A 15,370-nucleotide genomic window follows, 5' to 3' on the forward strand; every position below is an offset into this window, starting at 1 on the left:
GCCGACTTTCAAGCTTAGTTCGAGTCCTCGGTGAATAGCCCTGAATGTGACAACTTCCATAGCGGGGGCGATGACCTGAGGGCCAATAGACTGTTGCGGTGACTGGACTGATAAGCGTGGCGGGCGCCGCCGTCGTCGATTCCCTTGAAAATCCGAAACGGCTGCTCGCCGCGAGGCGCAGCGCCCCACCGCAATTCGCGGGAATGTGGGAGTTCCCGGGCGGCAAGCTGGAGGCCGGGGAATCCTTCGAAGACGCGCTGCACCGCGAGTTGCTCGAGGAACTCGGGATCACTGTCCGGCTCGGGTCTGAGGTGGAGCCTGACGCGGGCGCCGCTTGGCCGCTGAACGAGCGCGCCGTCATGAGGGTATGGTTCGCCGAACTGCTCGACGGCGAGCCGCGTCCGCTCCAGGACCACGATGAACTCCGGTGGGTTCCGCTTGGCAATGGCGACGAGGCGTTGACCTTGCCGTGGATTCCTGCCGACCTGCCGATTGTCCGTGCACTGCTGGAACGGGTGGCCTCCGGCCTGCTCAACTAGAAAAGCGCGGACTGGCCCGTTGTTGGAAAGGAAGCAGGTGGAAGTGAAGCGGGCGTCTCCTTGCCCGCCGTCGCGTTCCTGTGGCTGAAACCGCTGCTCCCGGAGAAACCGTGACGGGCCTTGAAGTAGTTGATACGGCCGCTTAGCCAGGTCCTGTATTCCTTCGAGGCATACGAGCCTTGGCCATAGAGGCGCCGGTACTTGCCAACGAGCTCGGGGTGGTTGGCCGCCAGCCATTGCATGAACCATTCCCGCGTGCCCGGCTTCAGGTACAACGCCCCGGCCGTGACGCCAGTGGCGCCGGCCCCGGAGAGTGCCGTAAAGAGCGACTCCAGTGCATCATCGCTGTCCGTCAGCCACGGCAGGATGGGCATGGCCATGACACCGCACGGCAGCCCGGCCTCGCGCAGCCGCCGGATGAGCTTGAGCCTGGCGCGCGGCGCGGGCGTGCCGGGCTCCACTGCCGAGGCCAGGGCTTCGTCAGTCATGGCCAGGGAGATGCCCAGGTCCACCGGCACGTGGCTGGCGGCGTGCTTGAGGAGGGGGATGTCGCGGCCCAGGAGGGTTCCCTTGGTGAGGATGGAGAACGGAGTACCGGAATCGGCCAGGGCCCGGATGATCCCAGGCATCAGCTGGTAGCGGCCTTCTGCCCGCTGATACGGATCCGTGTTGGTGCCGAGGGCCACATGATGGTGGCCCCACGAAGGCTTGGACAGTTCCTTGCGCAAGACCTCTGCCGCGTTGATCTTCACGATCACCTGGGAATCGAAATCGTGTCCGGCGTCGAACTCCAGATAGGTGTGGCTCTTGCGCGCAAAACAGTAGACACAGGCATGGCTGCATCCGCGGTACGGGTTGACCGTCCATTCGAAGGGCATCTGGGAACCGGATGCCACCTTGTTGAGCACCGATTTGGCGGTGACCTCATGAAAGGTGACTCCGGAGAATTCGGGGGTTGAGACGGAACGCACAAGCCCGGCCAGCGGCAGCAGTGCGTCCGTTGCTGGGGCGGCTCCGGACGGACCGCTGCTGCTGTTGTCTCCGGGTGCCGGACCACGTTGTGGTGAAAGTGCCTGTGCGTCCCATCTCATGGCCTCCATTCGAATATATGTTCGAACACTTGTCAAGGCCGGTTGAAAGAAGGCCCCRAACGAAGGCCCATGAAGGATCGAACGAGCCACCTGGAAATCGCTCAGCCGTTGCTAGGGTGGATGCATGATTCTGCTGACGGGATTCGAGCCTTTTGGCGGCGATTCCAGCAATCCCTCGTGGGCTGCCGTCCTCGAAGCACAGGAGATCTTGCGCTCCGAAGGCCATGACGTGGAAGCGCTCGAACTGCCGTGCGTTTTCGGTGAATCCGCCGCGGTCCTGCGCGAGGCCGTGGAGAGGCTGCGCCCGGATCTGGTCATCTGCGTGGGGCTCGCCGGCGGCCGGGACCGGCTCTCCTTGGAACGCGTGGCCATCAACTGCGATGACGCCAGGATTCCGGACAACGCCGGAAACAGGCCCATCGACGAGCCGGTAGTCCCCGAAGGTCCCGCGGCGTACTTCAGCACACTCCCGGTGAAGTCCGCGCTCCGGGCGCTCCAGATCGCCGGAATCCGTGCCGAGGTCTCGCAGACTGCCGGGACCTACGTGTGCAACCACGTGTTCTATGCCCTGATGCACGAACTCGCCGGAGCCGTTCCGCCCCGCGCGCGGGGCGGCTTCATCCACGTTCCCTATGACGAAGCCCTACTTCCGCAGGGTAGTGCGACGCCCGGGATGGCGACGCGGGACATGGGGCGGGGGATCGCCGTCGTCGTTCGCGCTTCGCTTGAGACTCCGGTGGACACCAAGCTGTCCGCAGGGGCGGTTCACTAGGCCGGCGCCGTTCACTAGGCCGGCGCGGGCGAATCCAGCTCCCACTGCACCGCCACGCTCGCGGAAACCGCCACTGAGCCCGCTTCGATGGGCACGCCTTCGCTCGTTGAAGCACGCTGCATACCGGCCATCATAGGCACCGGTGATCCATGCTCCGGCCGCTGATCGATGGAGAGGACGTGCCCCAAACGGCCGCCGGCAAGCGCGGCGAAGCGGGCCGCCTTCGCTTCGGCCTCCCGCCAGGCAGCCTCCTGTGCCCGTGCCGCAACGGCCGAGGCATCCGTGAATCCCTGTTCGATCTGTGGATGCGAAGGTTGTCGCCGCCCGCCGCCACCGCGGCGGAGATGGCCGCGGGGGCCGCCGACGGCGGGCCGACCCTGGCAACCAGGGTGGTTGACGCAACATAACCGCTGACCTTTTGCCCCTGGTTCTCAGCCCACACAAGGTCGGCGCGAAGATTGAGGCCGCTGGTCCGCAAGTCGGGACCGGCCACGCCGTGCCCTCGTAACGCGTCGGTCACCGCCGAGACGATCGCTCCCGCATCGCCATAGGCCGCTTCGGCGGCGTCGCGCCTGACCTCGACGGCGAGCGTGAGGGTGAGCAGGTCGGGAACGGCTTCCGCGGTTCCCTCTCCGGTGACAGTGATGGTGCGGACCGGTGTCATGAGGCCATGCTAGCCCCGGGCGCGCCGATGAATCGATGAGGCAGGGTCACGGGTTAAATCCCCGCGGGACCCTTCTACTAGACTGGTTGTTAGTGCCCGCCGGACGCGTCCAGCGAGCATCGCTCCTGCTTTTGCCATGGCCCTGCCTGGTGAAGACCATTTCCGACTCGTAGCTAAGAACAGTAGATGACTGACACTTTGCCGGGCGCTGCCATCCCGAACCCTCTGGATGAAGCCGCCATCACCGCTGCCGTTGAGGAAGCCGTCGCCGCGATTGCCGCTGCATCCTCCCTCGAAGAACTCAAAGCCGTCCGCTTGGCGCACGCCGGCGAGAAATCGCCCTTGAGCCTTGCCAACCGTGAAATCGGCGGCCTGCCCAAGGAGCAGAAGGCCGCCGCAGGCAAGCTCATGGGTTCCTCCCGTGGCCGCGTCAACCAGGCGCTCGCAGCACGGACCGCTGTGCTCGAAGCCGAAAACGACGCCCGCATCCTTGTCGAGGAAACCGTCGATGTCACGGCAGCGCCGCGGCGGCGCCGCGCCGGTGCCCGCCACCCGCTCTCCACGCTGCAGGACCGCGTGGCGGACATCTTCGTCGGCATGGGCTGGGAAATCGCCGAAGGACCGGAGGTCGAGTCCGAGTGGTTCAACTTCGACGCCCTCAACTTCAAGCCGGACCACCCGGCGCGCGAAATGCAGGACACCTTCTTCGTGGAACCTCCCGAGGCGCACCTGCTCATGCGCACGCACACGTCCCCGGTACAGGTCCGGTCCATGTTGGAGCGCGAAGTACCCATCTATGTGCTGTGCCCGGGCAAGGTATTCCGCACCGATGAACTCGATGCCACGCACACACCCGTGTTCCACCAGTTCGAGGGCCTGGCCATTGACAAGAAGCTGAGCATGGCCGACCTGCGCGGCACCTTGGAGCACTTCGCCCGCCAGATGTTCGGTGACGAGGCACAGATCCGCCTGCGTCCCAACTACTTCCCGTTCACCGAGCCGTCCGCGGAGTTGGACATTTGGCACCCCGGTGCCAAGGGCGGCCCCCGCTGGATCGAATGGGGCGGCTGCGGCATGGTCAATCCCAACGTCCTGCGCGCTGCCGGCATCGACCCGGACGAGTATTCAGGTTTTGCCTTCGGCATGGGCATCGAGCGCACGCTCATGTTCCGCAACGAGGTCGGCGACATGCGCGACATGATCGAAGGCGATGTACGTTTCAGCGAGCACTTCGGGATGGAGATCTAACAGTGCGTATCCCACTTTCATGGCTGCGTGAATTCGCGCAGGTTCCGGCCGACGCCACGGCCGAAGACGTCATGGCGGAACTGGTCAAGGTCGGCTTTGAAGAAGAAGCTGTCCACCGCCCCACGGACGAACTCAAGGGTCCCATCGTGGTGGGCCAGGTCCTGAGCCTCGTCAAGGAACCGCAGAGCAACGGCAAGACCATCAACTGGTGCCAGGTCCGCGTGGTCCCCGAAGGCCAGGAGCAGACCCTGACCGGCAAGGGCATCGATCCCTCCGGCGTGCAGGGCATCATTTGCGGTGCCCACAACTTCGTCGAGGGAGACAAGGTTGTAGTGACCCTCCCGGGAGCTGTGCTCCCGGGTGACTTCCACATTTCCGCGCGCAAGACCTACGGGCACCTGTCCGCGGGCATGATCGCCTCCGTCCGTGAACTCGGCATCGGCGAGGACCACGACGGCATCCTGGTGCTTTCCCGCATCGGCCTGGATCCCGAAATCGGCACCGACGCCATGTCCCTCCTTGGCCTCTACGACGAAGCCGCCGAAATCAATGTCACTCCGGACCGCGGCTACGCGTTCTCGATCCGCGGCGTGGCCCGCGAGTACGCCCACGCCACCGGAACCGTCTTCACGGACCCGGCTGCCAAGGTCAATGCCCCCGCCGCGCTCTCCGGCGGCTACGGCGTCAAGCTCAACGACGACGCCCCCATCTACGGGAAGCCCGGTTGCGACCGCTTCGTGGCCCGCACGGTTCGCGGCGTGGACGCCACCCGCCCCACCCCGCCGTGGATGGTCTCCCGGCTGCGCTTGGCCGGCATCCGCTCCATTTCGCTGCCTGTGGACATCTCCAACTACGTGATGCTCGAACTCGGCCAGCCGAACCACTGCTACGACCTCGACAAGCTTTCGGGCGATATCGTGGTCCGCCGCGCCGTCGCGGGGGAGAAGATCACCACCCTCGACGACAAAGTGCGTTCGCTCGACGTCGAAGACCTCCTGATCACCGACGACTCCGGCGCGATCGGCATCGCGGGCGTCATGGGCGGAGCCAATACCGAGGTTTCCGATTCGACCACCAACGTCCTGGTCGAGGCCGCGCACTTCGACGAGGTCTCGATCGGGCGCTCGCGCCGCAGGCACAAGCTGCCGTCAGAGGCGTCCAAGCGCTTCGAACGCGGAGTGGATTGGCAGGTTGCCAACGTTGCCGCCCAGCGCGTCGTGGACCTCCTGGTGGAACTCGCCGGCGGGACGGCGGACGAAGCCGGTACCGACGTCGGGACGGCACCTGACGCCGTGACCATCGAGCTGCCTGCCGGCTACGCGGCCTCCCGGATCGGCATCGACTTCACGGAAGAACAGATCACGGGTTCCCTCAAGGACCTGGGCGCCATCGTCCTGAAGGACGAAGTGGGCGGCTCCTATGTGGTCACGGCACCGAGTTGGCGCAATGACCTGGAAACCAAGGAAGACCTTTCCGAGGAAATCGCGAGGCTGGTGGGCTACGACAACATCCCGGCGACCCTTCCCGTGGCACCTCCAGGGCGCGGCCTGACCCGGACCCAGCAGCAAAAGCGCCGCGTGGTCCAGGCCCTCGCCGACGCCGGGCTCACCGAGGTCCTCTCTTACCCGTTCGTCTCCAAGTCGGCCAACGACACCTTCGGCGTGGCGGAAGAGGGCGCGGCACGCACCGCCCTCAAATTGGCCAACCCGATCAGCGAGGAACACGGTTACCTGCGTACCTCCGTGCTTCCCGGCCTGATCGAGGTGGCCCGCCGCAACCACTCCCGCGGTTTCCGGGACCTCGCCCTCTTCGAGGCAGGCTCGGTGTTCCTCCCCGACGGTCAGCTGGGCACGGCATCCATCCCGCCGCTGGGAGTCAAGCCAACCGACGAGGTCCTTGATGGACTGTACGACGGCGTCCCGGACCAGCCGCTGCACATCGCCGCTGTTTTGACCGGCCATGATTCCCCGGCAGCCGCGGCCCACACCCCGCGTGCCTGGGACTGGGCTGACGCCCTGGACGTTGCGCGGCTCGTCGGCGACGTCCTCGGCGTGGAACTCGTGGTCAGCCAAGGCAGCCACCAGGCGTTCCACCCGGGCCGTGCCGCCCAGTTGGCGCTTCGCTCGGGCGACGTCGTGGGCTACGCGGGCGAATTGCACCCCAAGCTGCTCGCAGCACATGACATGCCGGCGCGCTCCGTGGCCCTTGAGCTCAACGCGGACGCACTGTTCGATGCTGCTCCGGACGTCATTGTTGCCAAGCACATCTCGGGCTTCCCGGTCGCCACGCAGGACGTTGCCCTCGTGGTGCCGCAGGACGTTCCGGCGGACGCCGTACTGGCTGCCCTGCGGGAAGGCGCCGGCGACCTCCTCGAAGACGTTGCCCTGTTCGATGTCTACGCAGGCCAAGGGATCGAAGACGGCAAGAAATCGCTAGCCTTCGGGCTGCGGTTCCGTGCCACGGACCGCACCTTGACCGCCGACGAGGCCTCGGAGGCACGCGAGGCCGCCGTCGCCGTCGCCGCAGAGCGGTTCGGAGCAGTCCAGCGCTGACGAGTATCAACCCGGGCATCCAGGGGCTGGCTGTTCACATCCAGTCCCTGGATCTTGCCGATTCCGCCGCCATCGAAAAGATAGCGGCGGAATTGCTGTCTCCGGCCGAAACCCTAAGGGGAGACGCCATGGCTGCGACCCTGCGCCTGGAGTTCCTGGCATCCAGGCTGGCGCAGCAAGACTTCGCCGCCACCCTTCTGGGTGTTCCCGCCTCGAAGCTCAAGGCGGCCTATGAGTGCCCGGACTGCGGTTCTGGTCCGGACATCGCGCATGGCCGGCCCGGATACGTGCTCGACGGCGGCCCCGCACCCCTGGCGCTCAGCGCCTCACGGTCGTCGGGCTGGGTGCTGTTTGCCGCCGTCGCGTATCCCGGGCCCGGGCTGCGGGTGGGCGTCGACCTGGAAAATGCGGCGGGCACGGAGTTCGTCGGCTTCGACGACGTTGCCCTGACCGCACGGGAGCGGCGCCATCTCGCCGCGCTGGAACCCGGACGTCGGGCCCAAGAGCGGGCACGATTGTGGGCGCGCAAGGAAGCCTGGTTGAAGATGACAGGCGAAGGGCTCAGGGTGGCGCCGGATTCCCTCGAGGTGCTTGAACGGCCGGGGCTGTGGGATCTGGAGCTCCCGGCCAGCGCTGACGGCCGGGATCTTCCGGCCGGACTCCTCGCCGCGCTCGCGGCAACGTCCCGCTGAGTCCTTGGCTTAGCTGAATTCCAGGGTCAGCTGAAAGCGGGCAGGTCTGCTTGGTACAGCCACGGTTCCAGGACACTGGCCGCGTCGAGTCCCGGGACGTAGGCGTTGGCCGCAGCGATGAATTCCTCCGTGGAGACCGAGCTGTGGCGCTTGGCCTCGGTCCAATGCCGCAGCAACCCGAAAAACGCAGCGTCTCCGCATGCACGACGGACGGCATGGAGGGCAAGGGCTCCGCGCTTGTAGACGCGGTCATCGAACATGTGCTCCGGCCCGGGGTCCCCGATCACCAGGTCCTGGGCGCCCATGTCGAGCTTGCGCCACGCCGTCTTTGCGCGGTTGGCGAGGGACATGACGCCGGCTTCCTCGGACCAGATCCACTCCGCGTAGCAGGCGAAGCCCTCGTGCAGCCAGATGTCCCTCCAGCTGCTCACCGTGAGCGAGTTGCCGAACCACTGATGGGACAGCTCGTGGGCGATGAGGCGCTGCGCGTCCCACGATTGCTCCATGTGGTTCCGGCCGAAGATCGAGAGCGTCTGGGCCTCAAGCGGGATTTCCAGTTCGTCCTCGGTCACCACGGCCGTGTATTCGGCAAAGGGATACGGACCGAAACACTCCACAAAGGTGCGCATCATGTCGGCCTGCCGTGCCAGGCCTTCACGGGCCTCGGTCAATAAACCGGGGGAGACCGCGACGAACTGGGGCACCGGAGCCTGCCGCAGGGCTTCGGCGTGATGGGCAGTCCCGGCGCGGACGCCGTCGAGGGCGGGGCTGAGCTGGTGAACCCGGTAGCGTCCGATTTGCACCGTGGCGAGATAGCTTGCCATCGGCTCGGCTTGTTCGTAGACCCAGGTTTCGCGGCTTGATTTCCTGCTGTGGGAGACGAGGCGGCCGTTGCAGATGGCCCGGTAGTTGTCGTCGGTGGTGATGCTGATCAAGTAGCTGGACTTGTGCCGCGGATGGTCGTTGCACGGGAACCAGGACGCGGCGCCGTTCGGCTGCCCGGCAACCAGCACGCCGTCCTCGAGCTCTTCCCACCCGACTTCGCCCCACAGGCCCCGGCGCGGCTTCGGGTTGCCGTCGTAGCGGAGTTCAACCGTGAAGTGCTGGCCTGCCCGCAAGCGGTCTTTGACGGTGATCACGAGGTGCTCGCCGCGCGGGCTGAACTTCGGCACTTTCTTGCCGTCAACCAGGATTTTGGAAGCCCTCAGGCCCACCAGGTCCAAGACTACGGAGTCCGTGTCTTCGAGGGTTATGCAACGGAGCATGGCGCGGCCGTTGAGCCGGTTGCTGCCCAGGCTATAGTCCAGGTCCAGCTCGTACCTCAGCACCTGGAATGCCGTGCTCCCGTGGTGCAGGGTGTAGGGATCGGCGGCAGTTGCGGTTGTTTCCTGCGCTTGGGTTGTTCCGGGTTCGCTGCGGCTCATGTGCGCTGGCTGCCTCCGTGTAGCTTGTTGTGCTGCGGTCGTGTCACGGGCCGGTATTTCACGCCCTCTTGCCAATCTACGCTACGGTCCGGACCACGGGCTGACCGGGTTGCCCATCCAGTATGTGCCCGCGGGAACCGTCTCGCCACGCATAACCAGCGACGCCGGTCCCACCGTTCCGCCGGCCCCGATACTTGCGCGCGGCAGGATGACGCCGTGCGGACCCATCGTGGCGCCATCCCCGAGGACCACCGTATCGATGCTCATGATGCGGTCATGGAAGAGGTGTGTCTGGACCACGCAGCCACGGTTGACCGTGGAGCTTTCGCCGAGCGTGACGAGGTCGGCTTCGGGGAGCCAGTAGCTCTCGCACCAGGTACCCCGGCCGATTTTCGCGCCGAGGGCACGGAGCCACCACACCAACGCAGGCGTGCCGGATGCCGAACGTGCGAACCATGGAGCACTGACCATCTCGATGAAGGTGTCCACCACTTCGTTGCGCCAGATGAATGAGCTCCACAGGGGGTGCTCGCCCTCTTTGATGCGCCCCACCAGTATCCATTTCGCGGCGACCGAACTTGCCGCGGCCACCGCGCCGGCCGCGAGGACCACGACGCCCCCGAGGACGGCGGCAAGCCAGTAGGAGGTCTCGGTGGCGATCCAGTCGAGGGCCAGCATGATGCCGACGGCGATCCCCACGGTCAGGATGACCGGCACCAGCCGGCATAGTTCCCACAGGGCCCGTTTGGTCTTGAGGGCCAGCGGCGGGTTGAAGGTGAGGCTCAGATCTGCGTTGACGGCGGTCCGGCGCAGCCTGACGGGCGGACTGCCCAGCCAGGAGGTGCCCGATTTGGCCTTGGCCGGCGTGGCCGACAGGACCGCGACGAGTGAGTTCTTGGGCACGCTGCGTCCTGCGGCGGTCATGCCGGAGTTGCCGAGGAACGAGCGTTTGCCGATCTTGGCCGGTCCGATCTTCATCCAGCCGCCGCCGAGCTCGTAGGAGGCCACCATGGTGTCGTCGGCGAGGAACGCGCCGTCGCCGATGGTCGTCATGCGTGGCAGCAGCAGCACCGTGGAAGCCTCCACATTGCGGCCTACTTTGGCGCCCAGCAGGCGCAGCCACACGGGCGTGAAGAGGCTGGCGTAGATGGGGAAGAGCAGATCCCGGGCCATGTCCAAGACCCGTTCAGTGGCCCAAACCTGCCAACCGACGCGGCTGCGGACGCGATAGTATCCCTCCTTGAGACCGACGCCGAGCATCCGGGTAGTCGCCAGGATCAGCAGGAGATTGCACAGGAACCAGGCGAGTGCAGCCAGGGGAATGGCAAGCAGGAGTTCAGGGAAGGCATCCTGCAGCGAGCTCCGGCCTTGGATGAAGACCAGGATGACGATCGCGGCGACGAATGCCGAAATGTACGGAATCAAGGCGAGCAGCGCCGAGGCGGCAGCGAACGCCGCAAACCAGAGCCGGCCGATCAGGTGGTGCGACGAGGGGGTCTCGGGCCATCCATTCTTGGCTTTGCCACGGCGTTCGGCGGGGGATCCGGCAACGAGGTGCCCGGCCTTGACCTTGCCAAACACCGCGGAACCGGGCTCCACCCGCGCGCCCGCGCCGATGCTGGTTCCTGGCATCAGCGTGCTGCGGGAGCCGACTGTGGCACCGGCACCTACATGGATGGCGCCGATGTGGACAAAGTCACCGTCGATCCACCAGGCGGAGAGATCCACTTCGGGTTCGATGTTGCAGCCGCTGCCCAACGACAGCAGTCCTGTGACGGGAGGAAGGGAGTGCAAATGGACGTTGTTCCCTATCTTCGCCCCCAGTGCCCTGGCGTAGTAGGGAACCCACGGAGCGCTGGCAAGGCTGATGGCGCTCGAAAGGTCCTGGATCTGTTCGGCCAGCCACAGCTTCAAGTGGACTTTGCCCGATCGCGGGTAGGTTCCGGGTTGGACCCCACGCAAGAGGGTTCGCGCGGCCAGGATCGAGATGCCCATGCGTCCGGGCGGGCTCACGAACACCAGCCAAGACGCCAGGATCCACCACCAGGACACCACGGGAGCGGCTGTGAAACCGGCGAGGTCGGCCAGCAAATGGTTCGCGGCCATGAGATACGTGAGCCAGCGCATGCCAACCAGGATGTTGAGGAAGATCCCCATCAGGGTCTGGAAGACCTGCGATTTCCGGGAGGTGGGGCGAACCGTGCGTTTCGCCGCCGGCCCCTGTATGCCGCCTTCGGGCAAAGACTGCCGCGCGGCGTCGACCAGGGCGCCGACGCGGGGTGTCGCGTAGATTTCGGCCACCGTGATGGTGGGATAGCGCACGCGCAGCGCCGAGACCAGTTGGGCGGCGGCGAGGGAGCCGCCACCGTAGGCGAAGAAGTCGGCGTCGAGCGAGGTGACGCTCGAGCCGAGGACGCTTTCCCATTGCTCAACCACCCATTGGGCGTCTTCGGAAAGGTTGAGTGGTGCCTTGTCGGCATCCGCGGCGCCTGCGCCCGCCAACGGCCACGGAAGGGAATGCCGGTCTACTTTGCCGCTGGTCTTCGTTGGAAGCGAATCCACGACCGTCAGCAGGGGGATCAGCGCGGCGGGCAGGCTTTCCGTCAGGAGCTCGCGGGAAGCTGCGAGGTCGATGTCCTCAGGTCCGGCTGGAGCCAGGTAGCCGACCAGTATCTGGTTCCCCGCCGCCGTCGTGCGGACTGCGGCCGCGGCACCGGCGACTCCCGGGAGGGCCTGCAGGGCGGCGTCGATCTCGCCGAGTTCGATGCGCCTGCCGCCAAGCTTGACCTGTTCGTCCGCGCGGCCTTGGAAGATGAGGCCGGCTTCCTCGTAGCGGACGAGGTCGCCCGAGCGATACGCCCGTTCCCATCCAAGGGATGGCATGGGGGCGTACTTTTCGGCGTCCTTGGCCGGATCCAGGTAGCGGGCCAGTCCGACGCCGCCGATGATCAGTTCGCCCGTCCCGCCTTCCGCCACCGGAACCCCTGCGGCGTCGACGACGGCGAGGTCCCAGCCGTCCAGCGGCAGTCCGATACGGACGGGGCCGTCCCCGCCGAGGGGAGCCGCGCACGCCACGACGGTCGCTTCGGTGGGGCCGTAGGTGTTCCACACTTCGCGGCCTTCCACCGCGAGGCGCTCGGCGAGTTCGGGCGGGCAGGCCTCGCCGCCGAAAATAAGCAGGCGCACGTTCTCAAGGGCTTCGGCCGGCCACAGGGCCGCGAGCGTCGGAACGGTGGACACCACTGTGATGCCGTGGTTGATGAGCCATGGGCCGAGGTCCATGCCGGAACGCACGAGGGCGCGCGGTGCCGGGACCAGGCAGGCACCGTGCCGCCATGCAAGCCACATCTCTTCGCAGGACGCGTCGAAGGCCACTGAAAGGCCGGCGAGGACCCGGTCCTGCGGACCGATCGGATCCTCCTGGAGGAAGATCCGGGCTTCGGCGTCAACAAAGGCAGCGGAGGAACGGTGCTGCACCGCCACGCCCTTGGGCGTGCCGGTGGAACCTGAGGTGAAGATGACCCACGAATCGTCGTCCAGCCCTGGGGTGCGCGGAGCCGGGTGCGGTGCCGGGCGCTCCCCGGACACTTCGATCTTGCGGCCCTTGGTGACAACGGCAGATACCTTGGCTTCTCCGAAAACCAGCCGTGCCCGTTCCTCGGGATCGTCCGCGTCCACGGGCACGTAGGCGGCCGCAATCGAGAGGATCGCCAGGATGGCAATGTACAGATCGTTGGATCCGGAAGGGACCCGCACGCCGATCTTGTCTCCCGGCCCCAGTCCGGCTGCGTTGAGCGTCGCCGCAAAACCGCGCACCTGAGCCATGAGTTCGGAGTAACTCAGCGACTTGTGCCCGTCATCGAGGGCAGACGCTTCCGGGAATGTCCGGGCCGTGTCCTGGAGGATCTCGACGAGTGTGCGCGCTGGAGGGGCGGCTGCCGAGCCTTGCAGCTGGGGGAGATGCACGACTTTGAGTTCCAGGCTGTCCGCCGGGATTTCATGTTCCTGGGTCACGTTCCCAAGTTTCTCGGATTGAGGTGAACAAAAAGTGTCAGCGGCCGCGTGGCATTTGCCTCGATTTATGGGACCAACAGTAGTTTGCCTGTGGTGTTGCGCGCTTCCAGGTCGCGATGGGCCTGGGCGGCCTCGGCGAGCGGGTAGGTTCCGCCAACCCGGACTTTGAGGGCGCCGCTGGCGGCAGCGCGGAAGACTTCGGCCGAACGCCAGTGCCGTTCCTGCGGGTTTTGGAGGAAATGGCCAAGCGTCGGGCGTGTCAGGGACAACGATCCGCCTGCGTTCAGTCGCTGCGGGTCGAACGGGGGCACGGGTCCGGACGCTGCCCCGAACAAGACGAGTGCGCCGCGGATGCGAAGGCTCGCGAGGGATCCGTCGAAAGTCTCCTTGCCGACGCCGTCGTACACCACGTTGACGCCTTCGCCGTCGGTGAGCTCGCGGACCTTGTCCGCAAATCCGCTGTAGCGCAGGACCTCGTCCGCGCCGGCTTCCCGGGCCAGGGCTTCCTTCTCGTCCGACGAGACTGTGGTGATGACGCGGGCACCCCGGGCCTTGAGCAACTGCGTCAGGATGAGTCCCACGCCGCCGGCGCCGGCATGGGTCAGGACGGTGTGGCCCGGCTCTACGCGGAAAGACGAGTTGATCAGGTAATGCGCGGTCATTCCTTGCAGCGGCAGGGCTGCCGCGGTGTGGTCGTCGACGCCGTCCGGTACCGGAAGCGCTTTGTCGGCGTCCACCAGGGTGTACTCCGCGTAGCTGCGGGATCCTTCAGCGGTAGCGATCCTGTCGCCGACGGTGAAATCCACCACGTCCGCGCCGATGGCAACTACGGTGCCTGCCGACTCGGAGCCGGGGGTGAATGGATACTCAACCTTGTAGATGCCGCTGCGCTGATATGTGTCGATGAAGTTCACTCCGGCGGCTGCAACTTTGACAAGGAGTTGGCGCGGACCCGGAACCGGGACCTCTGCCTCGGTGAGTTCGAGGACTTCGGGTCCTCCGGCTTTCCGGGCAATGATTGCGTGCGTCATGGGTCTCCTTCTCCGTCGAGGCACTTTCGTGCCCGCATTCACACAACCATCCTAGGGAGCGGAGTCCGTCGAGTGTCCAGTCAGCGGCTCGGGGCGGTGGTTCGCCGTAATGTGTCCGGATGACTTCCGGGCGTGTCAGCCCCTGCCGTGCGCGGAAGCGACGGGGCAGTCAAAGCCGCGGCCCGCGGCGAGTCCGACCTCATTGAGGTAGCGCACGACGATGGCGTATGACTGCATCAACGTGGTTTCGGTGTAGGCAATCGAGTGCTTTTCGCAGTAGCTTCGGACGATCTCCGAGGCACGGCGCAAGTGGGGGCGGGCCATGTCCGGGAACAGGTGGTGTTCGGCCTGGTGGTTGAGGCCGCCTAGGAGGATGTTCATGAAGGGGCCGCCGGAGATGTTCCTGGCAGTCAGGATCTGGCGACGCAGGAAATCGACGCGGGAGTCTTCCGGCAGAACCGGCATGCCCTTATGGTTCGGGGCGAAGGAAGCACCCATGTAGAAGCCGAACACCATGATCTGGACGCCCAGGAAGGCAAATGCCATGCCAAGCGGCAGGAAGGTAAAGGCGAGGACCGGCAGGGCGAGAAGCCGTGCCAGGAGGATGGGCGTCTCCACCCAGCGGTGCTTGATGGCTCCGGGCCGGCAGATGTACATCAAGGACTCCCACTGCAGGCTGATGCCCAGCAGGAGGAGGAGCGGGAAGAAGAACCAGCCCTGCCTGCGCGTGAGGAACGCGAAGCGTCCCTGCCTGCCGGCAGCGGCTTCAACGTGGAAGGCCAGGGCGCCGGTCTTGATGTCCGGGTCCTTGGAAATAACGTTCGGGCTGTTGTGGTGCGCGCCGTGCTTCTGTTCCCACCAGGAGTAACTGATGCCGGCAACCGACGTGGCCAGGATACGCGCGGACCAGTCGTTGGCCCTGCGGGAGGCAAAAATCTGGCGGTGGCCGGCCTCATGTGCCAGGAAGCTCAACTGGGTACAAAGGATGCCCAGGGCTGCGGCGATGAGTAGCTGGTACCAGCTGGGGCCGATCAGCGCGAAGCCGAACCAGGTGCCGGTCAGCAGGAGGACCAGGGAAGCGAAAACGCTGATATAAAAGCCGACGCGGCGCTTCAAAAGCCCCTCCGCGCGGACCGTCTTGAGAAGCTCGGAATAGCTGAGCACGACGGCGTTGGGTGGCCGGACGACCTTGCTAGGACGTTCAGTGGTGGAGGTCTGTGACATATGCAGTTGCCCCGTAATACATAACGGGCAACGCTGCAACCGACGATCGGCTGCACGGTCTAGATCACCCTCTATTCAGCATACGCTCCCAAATCGGCGCCCCGAGCCGGGCTGCTACA

At 65.8% G+C, this 15,370-nt stretch carries 11 protein-coding genes and 1 pseudogene; 5 read left to right on the forward strand and 7 right to left on the reverse strand.

Going from position 1 to position 15,370, the window contains the following annotated elements; all coding sequences use genetic code 11:
• Positions 1 to 98: 98 nt before the first annotated feature.
• Positions 99 to 539 (forward strand): (deoxy)nucleoside triphosphate pyrophosphohydrolase, encoded by a 441-nt coding sequence (locus AB4068_RS09490; RefSeq protein WP_059387790.1) that lies wholly within the window; start codon positions 99 to 101, stop codon positions 537 to 539.
• Here AB4068_RS09490 and AB4068_RS09495 read toward each other — a convergent pair.
• A complete protein-coding gene (locus tag AB4068_RS09495) occupies positions 536 to 1,630 on the reverse strand; it encodes an Rv2578c family radical SAM protein (protein ID WP_441433233.1) in 1,095 nt (364 codons plus the stop codon). The two genes, AB4068_RS09490 and AB4068_RS09495, sit on opposite strands and share 4 nt — an antisense overlap.
• Before the next feature lie 124 nt (positions 1,631 to 1,754).
• On the opposite strand from AB4068_RS09495, the gene pcp reads away from it, so the two are divergent.
• Positions 1,755 to 2,402 carry a pyroglutamyl-peptidase I gene (gene pcp, locus AB4068_RS09500; RefSeq protein WP_441433234.1) on the forward strand — a complete coding sequence of 216 codons (648 nt, stop codon included), beginning with the start codon at positions 1,755 to 1,757 and terminating at the stop codon, positions 2,400 to 2,402.
• A 14-nt stretch (positions 2,403 to 2,416) separates the two neighbouring features.
• On the opposite strand, the gene AB4068_RS09505 is transcribed toward pcp, so the two are convergent.
• Entirely contained in the window at positions 2,417 to 2,701 is a 285-nt protein-coding gene (locus tag AB4068_RS09505) for an SIMPL domain-containing protein (RefSeq protein ID WP_441433245.1), read from the reverse strand.
• Between the two features lie 71 nt (positions 2,702 to 2,772).
• Positions 2,773 to 3,066, reverse strand: a pseudogene (locus tag AB4068_RS09510) (SIMPL domain-containing protein); the annotation flags it as partial.
• Positions 3,067 to 3,252: 186 nt separating this feature from the next.
• Here AB4068_RS09510 and pheS point away from each other — a divergent pair.
• From pheS to AB4068_RS09525, 3 genes are all read left to right on the forward strand, one after another.
• Complete coding sequence (gene pheS, locus AB4068_RS09515; RefSeq protein ID WP_441433235.1) at positions 3,253 to 4,314, forward strand: phenylalanine--tRNA ligase subunit alpha; 1,062 nt, start codon at positions 3,253 to 3,255, stop codon at positions 4,312 to 4,314.
• A 2-nt stretch (positions 4,315 to 4,316) separates the two neighbouring features.
• Positions 4,317 to 6,866, forward strand: a complete 2,550-nt coding sequence (gene pheT, locus AB4068_RS09520; protein ID WP_306962888.1) for a phenylalanine--tRNA ligase subunit beta — start codon at positions 4,317 to 4,319, stop codon at positions 6,864 to 6,866.
• Between the two features lie 128 nt (positions 6,867 to 6,994).
• Positions 6,995 to 7,558: a 4'-phosphopantetheinyl transferase family protein gene (locus tag AB4068_RS09525; protein ID WP_306962889.1), complete on the forward strand. Its 564-nt coding sequence runs from the start codon at positions 6,995 to 6,997 to the stop codon at positions 7,556 to 7,558.
• Positions 7,559 to 7,584: 26 nt separating this feature from the next.
• Here the strand turns inward: AB4068_RS09525 and AB4068_RS09530 are convergent, their stop codons facing one another.
• The 4 genes from AB4068_RS09530 to AB4068_RS09545 all read right to left on the reverse strand — a co-directional run bounded on the left by AB4068_RS09530 (position 7,585) and on the right by AB4068_RS09545 (position 15,251).
• Positions 7,585 to 8,982: a M1 family metallopeptidase gene (locus AB4068_RS09530; protein WP_306962892.1), complete on the reverse strand. Its 1,398-nt coding sequence runs from the start codon at positions 8,980 to 8,982 to the stop codon at positions 7,585 to 7,587.
• An 81-nt stretch (positions 8,983 to 9,063) separates the two neighbouring features.
• Positions 9,064 to 12,996: a Pls/PosA family non-ribosomal peptide synthetase gene (locus AB4068_RS09535; protein WP_441433236.1), complete on the reverse strand. Its 3,933-nt coding sequence runs from the start codon at positions 12,994 to 12,996 to the stop codon at positions 9,064 to 9,066.
• A gap of 65 nt (positions 12,997 to 13,061) precedes the next feature.
• Positions 13,062 to 14,027, reverse strand: a complete 966-nt coding sequence (locus AB4068_RS09540; protein ID WP_332603240.1) for a quinone oxidoreductase family protein — start codon at positions 14,025 to 14,027, stop codon at positions 13,062 to 13,064.
• Between the two features lie 135 nt (positions 14,028 to 14,162).
• A complete protein-coding gene (locus AB4068_RS09545; RefSeq protein ID WP_059387786.1) occupies positions 14,163 to 15,251 on the reverse strand; it encodes a fatty acid desaturase family protein in 1,089 nt (362 codons plus the stop codon).
• Positions 15,252 to 15,370 lie beyond the last annotated feature (119 nt).

The sequence above is a fragment of the Arthrobacter sp. 2RAF22 genome, assembly GCF_052115325.1.
In the GTDB taxonomy this organism is placed as follows: Bacteria; Actinomycetota; Actinomycetes; order Actinomycetales; family Micrococcaceae; genus Arthrobacter.